The sequence below is a fragment of the Deltaproteobacteria bacterium genome (assembly GCA_016210005.1).
Lineage (GTDB): Bacteria > Desulfobacterota > Binatia > HRBIN30 > JACQVA1 > JACQVA1.
The window spans coordinates 1-7,028 of sequence record JACQVA010000231.1; the positions used below are offsets into that span (position 1 = coordinate 1).

3 protein-coding genes are annotated in these 7,028 nt (G+C 62.0%); all 3 read right to left on the reverse strand.

Going from position 1 to position 7,028, the window contains the following annotated elements; translation table 11 throughout:
* A partial coding sequence (locus HY699_22085) for an RHS repeat protein (GenBank protein ID MBI4518497.1) occupies nucleotides 1-3,824 on the reverse strand: 3,824 nt, incomplete at its 3' end.
* Between the two features lie 1,072 nt (nucleotides 3,825-4,896).
* A complete protein-coding gene (locus tag HY699_22090) occupies nucleotides 4,897-5,754 on the reverse strand; it encodes a helix-turn-helix transcriptional regulator (protein MBI4518498.1) in 858 nt (285 codons plus the stop codon).
* A gap of 269 nt (nucleotides 5,755-6,023) precedes the next feature.
* Nucleotides 6,024-6,803: a hypothetical protein gene (locus HY699_22095; GenBank protein ID MBI4518499.1), complete on the reverse strand. Its 780-nt coding sequence runs from the start codon at nucleotides 6,801-6,803 to the stop codon at nucleotides 6,024-6,026.
* Nucleotides 6,804-7,028: the final 225 nt, after the last annotated feature.

A 7,028-nucleotide genomic window follows, 5' to 3' on the forward strand; every position in this document is an offset into this window, starting at 1 on the left:
ATGTCTCCCTCGAGGTCGAGAACGTAACGTGTCGTCCCTGCGCCATCTGTTCGCGCAACGCGATTACCAAGTCCGTCGTATGAATGGTCGATCGTGCCGCTCGGGCCGGTCACCCGAGTCAGGCGGTTCTCAAAGTCGTAGCCGTAGGTGAAGGTGCCGTCGGGGCCGCCGCTCTTGCCGATGCGGTTGCCGTTGTTGTCGTACGTATACTGGGTGCCGTCGGTCTGAGCCGTAAGCCGGTTGTCCAAGCCGACCGTGTACGTGATGTCCGCCGCCGGCGGGATCAATGGCGCGATCGGCTGCACGGCGGTGACGCTCTCGTGGTTGCCGACCGCGTCGAGCACGAAGTTGTAACTGGCGATGGTGGCGCCCGGCTTCGTGTGGGCGATGCTCTTCAGACGGGAATCGAGATCGTAATCGTAGTCGGTGCGTGTGCTGTTGGGGTGCTGCACGCTCTTCACGTTTGAAACCGCGTCGTACCCGTACGTTACCGTCGCCCCGGTCCAGTCGGTCACCGTCTTGAGGCGGTTGGCGAGATCATAGGCATAGTCGACGACCCGGCTTCCCGGATACGTGAGACGTTTGAGCGTTCCTGCGGGAAAGTACTCGTAGGCCACCGCCATCGGTACCGGGGTCCTGAACGGGCTGATGTACTGTGTGATCCGGTTCAGCTCGTCGTAGTCGAAGTGCGTGGTCCCCGCCGGGCCAATCACGTCGGTCAAATTGCCGTTGGAATCGTGGTTGAGCGTGATCGTGTGGTCCGGATACTGGATCGTGCTGAGGCGCTGGGCCAGGTCGTAGGTGTAGGTGGTGACTCGGTTGAGGCTGTCGGTCCTGGTCTTCAGGAGACCGGAATCCCAGTAAGTGTAGGCATAGCGCCGGCCCAAGGGGTCTTGGACGAATTCCAGGCGGTCGAGCGCGTCGTACCAGTAGTCGATCGTATCGGTCTGCCCACCGCGGGTGTACGTGATCAAATCGAGGTTGTCGTTGGGATCGTAGTCGAGGACGACGGCGTGCTCGTCGTGATCGATGACCTTCGTTACGTTGTCGTTGTGATCGTACTCGTAATCCGTCTTCTTTCCCTTGGCGTCCACGACTCTCCTGATTCGCCCGACACCGTCGCGCGTGTACACCGTGCCCTGGCTCTGGTTGGGTTCGGGGCCGATGACTTTCCAGAGGTCGTGGCTGGCGTCGTATTCGAACTGCGTAGGGGCGAGCCGCCGGCCATCGAGAATCGACGTCACCTGACCCGACGCATTGAGATCGAAATGCGTGGTCTCGTTTTCGGGGTTGGTGGCGTCGATCGATCTGGGTCGGCTCGGATCGTCGTAGCAGTAGTTGGTCGGCGTCGGCTTCGCGCTGCCCACAGGGTAGAAGTCCGTCGTGCTGGTGAGGTTGTTGTACGTGTCCCAGGTAGACTCGGCGATCTGGTTGAGTGCGTTCTTGACCGAGGTAACGTTGCCGTTCGCATCGTAGGTGAACCACGTCTTGTTGCCGCGATGATCTGTAGTCTCGCTCGGCAACGTCGGGTGCTGCGGATCGTAGACCGCCGCGGCGGCGCTCTCTTGCGCCCTCTGGACGAAATTCAGGCTGCGATTGGCGTCGTAGCCAAAGACGGTTGTCTTGTTGGCTGGATCGGTGACCCTCACCCTGGGCGCGCTTGGGTCGTAGTACAACTGCGTGCTTGGGTTGGAGCCCAGGGTATGCGAGGTAACCCGGCCGACAGCGTCATAGCCTAGAGTGAGGAAGTTGAGGTTACCGCGTGGGCGCTGGATCGCTTCCATCTGGTTGTCAGCGTTGTAGAAGAACCGCGTCGTGTTCCTCCGCGCGTCGGTGAAGGTCGTCAGGTTGCGTGTCTCCGGATCGTACTCGAGATCGAGCCTTCGGTTGAGCTGCGGGTCAGTTATCGTCTGCACACGACCTTGGCTGTCGTACGCGAAGCGCAGCTCTCGTCGAGCCGCATCCTTAGCCCTCTCCAGCAGCCCTGAGTCTGCGGCACGAGTCAGCACGACAGGGTTGCCATAGCGGTCGCTGATCTGAACGAGGAGCAGAGACGGGTTGAATCCGCTCGGGTCCACGGGATTGTTAATCGTGAATTGGCGGAAGGCGTACTTGGTCTGATCCTTTGTCAGCAAGTCGTAGCCATAATCCACGCCGTTCTCGACCCTCGTCAGTTTGTCGTAGTTGCCTGCTTCCGGGGTGTGGCGTGCGCCGTCCCAGGTAAAGCAAGCCTCAGCGCCGTCACCCCACTTGATGATTGCGTTCCTTGCGGCGTCTTCGACGGCGAACGCGTCGAAGGTGTGGTTCCACCCGGGGGCCACCGGATGTGGGAGAAGGTTCTGGGAATTGTAGTGCAGCGAAAAGGCAAGTGGCGGCCCAAAGCTGTGGAACGCGATACCCGGCAGAGCATATGCCTGCCGGAATGCGCCGGTGCCAGTATCGACGCCACCGACGGTCGCTTGCGGGCGCTGATGAGCGATCCCGTTTTGGAGACCGAAGGCAGAGACCCAGCCGATTCCTCCGTCGCCTTCCCAGTCCGGTTTGGGGTGCCAATAGTCGTACTCGCTCTTCCGAACCACCAACGCGTAATGGCCTGGCTCGGTTGTCTGTCGCAGCCGCATCAACTGCACTGTGCACGGCCGGTCACGCGCCGGCGCCGTGGGCGGATGGATGTAGCCGGTGATTCCTTCGGCGACGTAGCCAGCCGAAAGCTTGGCGTCCCGATCGGCGAGGTCCGTCGTGTAGTAGTGGCTGACAAGGCTGTTGCTGAAAACCCGGTACAAAGGCGTGCCGCCAAGGAAGGGACGGTCGAAGACATACGCCTCAATCCGCTCGAATCTGTACGGCCTCGTGGTATCGGCTTCCGCACATAGCTTTTCCTCCAGCGACGTCGTGTAGAAGTGGTCGCGTTCACCGGCGCTCGAGTGGTACAGCCGATACAAGGGAACGAGCAGCGGCGTATTCTCAGTCTCCCGGATGATCTTGAAATCGGCCAAGCATTCCCTGCTTCTACCCGCCGACCGCCACCCTCCGGCAAGCCCCTGACTGTCCACCGGGCGGGCCTGCCAGTGGTAGCTGCCGAGCGCGAACCCCTGCGCGGCGGCCGGGCAGGTAGCCGCCGCCCGCGAGCCTGAGGCGACCAACGGTCCTGAAACGCAGTTGGCGCTTCCGGTGAACGGCTGGTCAATCGGCTGGACCTCCACGTCGAGGCGCCATGTCTGGCCGTCGGGGTCCGTGGCCGTCCCCTTCATCACCAACGTTCGGTCGGTCGTCGATACGCCCGCTGCGAGCGGAGTAGTCCCATCGGCGCCGTACTGGACGAGGGGAGCAGCGGTGAACTGTGGGGACTGATTGGTCGCTACGATCGTGAAGTCTTCTTGGTTGGGATCGCTGAACCCGGCCTCGCGCCAGTCGCCAATCGCCCCCGTGGTGTCGCGAGGTCGACCTCGCCAGCGGTAGGAGCCCGACGCCAGATTCGCGCATGTTGCCGATGCTTGATTCCCTGACGCTACGAAGGCACTCGTGCAGGTGGGTGAATCGGTGTACCGGTCACCAAGCCTCTGAATCTCAACTTCGAGCTGAACGTTGTCGCCGTCAGCATCGTGGACCGTTCCTTTCATGATGAGGGTGGTTTCTGTCGTCGTCTCGCCGCGGGCGAGGCACAAACCGCTCTGCCGGCACTGCAAGAGCGGATCGTCGACGACTGGCTTTACGATCTTGAAGTCTGCGACGCTCTCGCTATTCCCCCCAGCAGATTGCCAGCCGCTCGCACCGCCCCGACTGTCAACGACCCGTGCCTGCCAGTGGTAGTCGCCCACTCCCAAGCCCGAGCACCTAGCCGCCGGCTGCCCGCCAGACGAGACGCCGGAGTCGCTTTGGCAGGTCCGCGTGTCCGAAAAGCCAATTCCGATTGGTCTGACCTCAACCTCGAGCTGTATGGTGTCCCCGGGGTCTGGATCGGTTGCGGACGTTGCCTTCATCACCAGCGTCGTGTCCGTTGTTGATACGCCCGCGGTGAGCGGCGTTGTCCCGTCTGCACGGTACTGCACAAGGATGCCCGACACCCTTGGCGGTTGGTTGATCGCAACGCACGATTGATTGACGCAAGTTTCGTTGGATCCACACGTACAAGCGCAACCACCTTGGCACCCAGCGCACGTCCCTCCGCAGGTGTCTGGTGCCCCCCCACACCTGCCGGTGCAGTTGGGGTAGCACGGGATGTCACTACCCGAGAGTTCGAGCCACACGATCTTGACCAGGTCCTGATCTCCACTTGTCCCGTTCCTGCACGGGTCGAACCTGAGCTGCTTGATCGTGCCGGCCCATAGGGCATTGCGGGCGATCATATCCAGGACCTTCGAGCAGCGCCCAACACTTGGATCGCAACCGTCGAAGGTGAACTGCAAGCTCTTGTCGGCAGTGAAGCTCGTCGAGGTTGTGGTGGTGAAGAAGACCTCCATCTGCGCGTCCGGGCACTTACTGGTCAGCTCTAGGCTCAGGTACCTGTTTGACGAGGCAAGAAGGGCGCGAGAGGATAGGTCTTCACTGACAATGCCCGGGTCAGTTGGCCCCGGATCGAGGACGAGGTGGCCACAAGCGTCGACGCTAAGGGGGTCTTCGTTGCGCGCCGTCCATCCTTCGGCCGTGCTGTTGAAGTTCCACCGCAGTGCGGCCACCGGCTGGGGCACAAGCAGGAGCAGCGTTAGCCAGAGGAACGTCATTGTTCTGGAACACACGACCTGTGGGAGTGCAGTCATTGCATGCGAACGCTTGCGTGGCATGTGGGCGCCTGACCAGCTCACATTACATCCAACACCGGTGCGTCGAAAAGCTTCCATCTCAAGTTCTCGTTGCAGAAATCGGCGCTTGAGCGAGCAAGTTCTGCACGCGCAATCATCATGCTCCCGAACTCGGCCCGCACCGGTGCACCCCTCCGGGATGAAACGGGATGATCACCAGCGGCCCAGCCGGCAGCAGTTCCCGCCAGATCATCGACCCCACCGTGAACGGCAGGCTCGATCGCACGACGAAGTCCACTGCCTTCCCGTCGATCCACGTCTGCACCCAGAAGCTCTGCGCGGTCGGTCTCAGCGGTTCGACGTGTGAGCGGCGCGTCCAGATCTCTTCGCCGCGAATCCGTTCGCGCTCGATCCGGACCGCGCCGTAGTCGCAGAAGATCAGGGGGCGATCGAACAACTTGAACGAGAGGATGAAGTTCGTTGGTGCAACGTCGGCCAGCGGCTTTTCCAAGCGCACCTCGAAGTACACGTACTCAGCCCGGTCTTGATCCGGGCGGGTCACGCGGCGGTGTTTGCGCTGCGGGTCCGTCGGCAGGCCGAAGTGGCAGTATCCCAGCACGTTGGAGAACTGCTCGATGAAAGCGTAGGTCCGTTCTCGAAACGGTCTCGCGTACAGCAACCGCCGCGTCCACTCCTCCGTCCGGCGGCGGTGCCTGGCGCTGACACCCGCTACAACCTCTCCCAGCGGCTTGTTGAAGGCCGCCGCCAGGCGGCGGGCGACACTCAGCGTGGGCGCGATCTTCCCGCCAAGGTACCGTGAGACAGAGCTGGGATGCAGCGGGGCGCCGCGTCGGGATCGCACCCTTCCCGCGACCCCGGAGAGCTTCTGCCCATCCACTTCCTCGCGGAAGCTTTCCGCAAGCTCCACGCGGATGTCCGGGTCATCCGGGAACTTCGTGATGTCACCAGAATCAGGCCGTGAGTCGTCGAGCGTCTTCACAGGCTGGCGAGCCATACAAACCTCACGAAGGCATACGAACTAGACCAACCTCCATCGCAAACTGCGGCAGTGAGATGTTGCGGGCCGTGACCTCACCCACCGTTATCGTACTGCGGGAGCGCCAAGATGGACGGGTGATACTGCGATTCAAAGTCGTCCGTCAAGGCGCGCATCGGACGAAGGTGTGCTCACGATGGTGGCGAAGACCGTGTCCCGCCCGGCCGTTACCGAAGAAACACTGCGATCACGACACCACGAAAGGACGACACCACGAAAACGCGGAGTCATAGCCACCAACTCCCCGGCTCGTGCGCGCGTGTCCACGTCGCCACACCGTTGCCGTTGGCTGTCACCTGCTGCGAGGCCACGATCGTCCCGTTCTGCGTCACAAAGAACGCCACCGTCGCCCCCGCGCCCGCACTGCCCAGCGTGCATGTGAAGGTCACGTTCTGGTTCGCCGTGACCGGGTTCGGTGAGATGCCGAGGCTCGGGCTGATCGTCACGCAGCTCTGGTTGCTGCACACCTGATTCGTGCCGCAGCTTCCCGTGCACGACCCGCCGCAGCCGTCGGGAGCGCCACCGCACTTGCCGCCGCAGCTCGGCGTGCACGCGCCCGATACAGTGATTGGGCTCGAGTCGTATCCCGTGTTGTTGTTGTCGTTGGTCTCCGTCCAGTACAGCGGCGAGTCGACGTAGGCACCAATGTAGTACGAGCCGGTAGCCCAACTCGGCAGCGGCACGGGCACGTTGACCGGGTACACAAGCCCGCTTTGTAGCCCATCGCGAGGAGCGTCGAAGGTAGTCAACTGCGAGTCCGAAAGGCTGATGGTCGGATCAGTGCTCAATATGATGGAGGTGCGGATGTAAACTCCGGATTGCGTAATGCTCCCGCCCTGATTTCCAACGCGGACGGTGACACTAATGCTCTGGCCTGCCGTTGCGGAACTCGGTCCGTCAACGCCCACAACGATGAAGTCGGGTGTCGCCCAAGCGGGATGCGGCGAGGCGGCGAAGACGGTCGATGCAGTGAAAGCAACGACAAGGGCGCGGACGCAATTGGTCATGTCTTATCTCCCCCGATGGCCGTTCCGGCACGAGTTCGTTTCTCTTGATGAGACCTTGTCAACGCCAACTCTTCCTCAAGTAGCCCACCAACCACAACGCCAAGTCGCCACCTTTAGCGTGCAAGACCGCGCCCTTCAGATCCCCGGTTTTGCATGGCCTCTGCCGCCATGAAGCATATGGCACCCTCACCTCCATCCTCTCCCGCAGGTTTGCGGGCGAGGAAG

Excerpts from the sequence above, each read along its gene's own strand:
- HY699_22090 (MBI4518498.1), bottom strand. The coding sequence starts at position 5,754 with ATGGCTCGCCAGCCTGTGAAGACGCTCGACGACTCACGGCCTGATTCT.
- HY699_22095 (MBI4518499.1), bottom strand. The coding sequence starts at position 6,803 with ATGACCAATTGCGTCCGCGCCCTTGTCGTTGCTTTCACTGCATCGACC.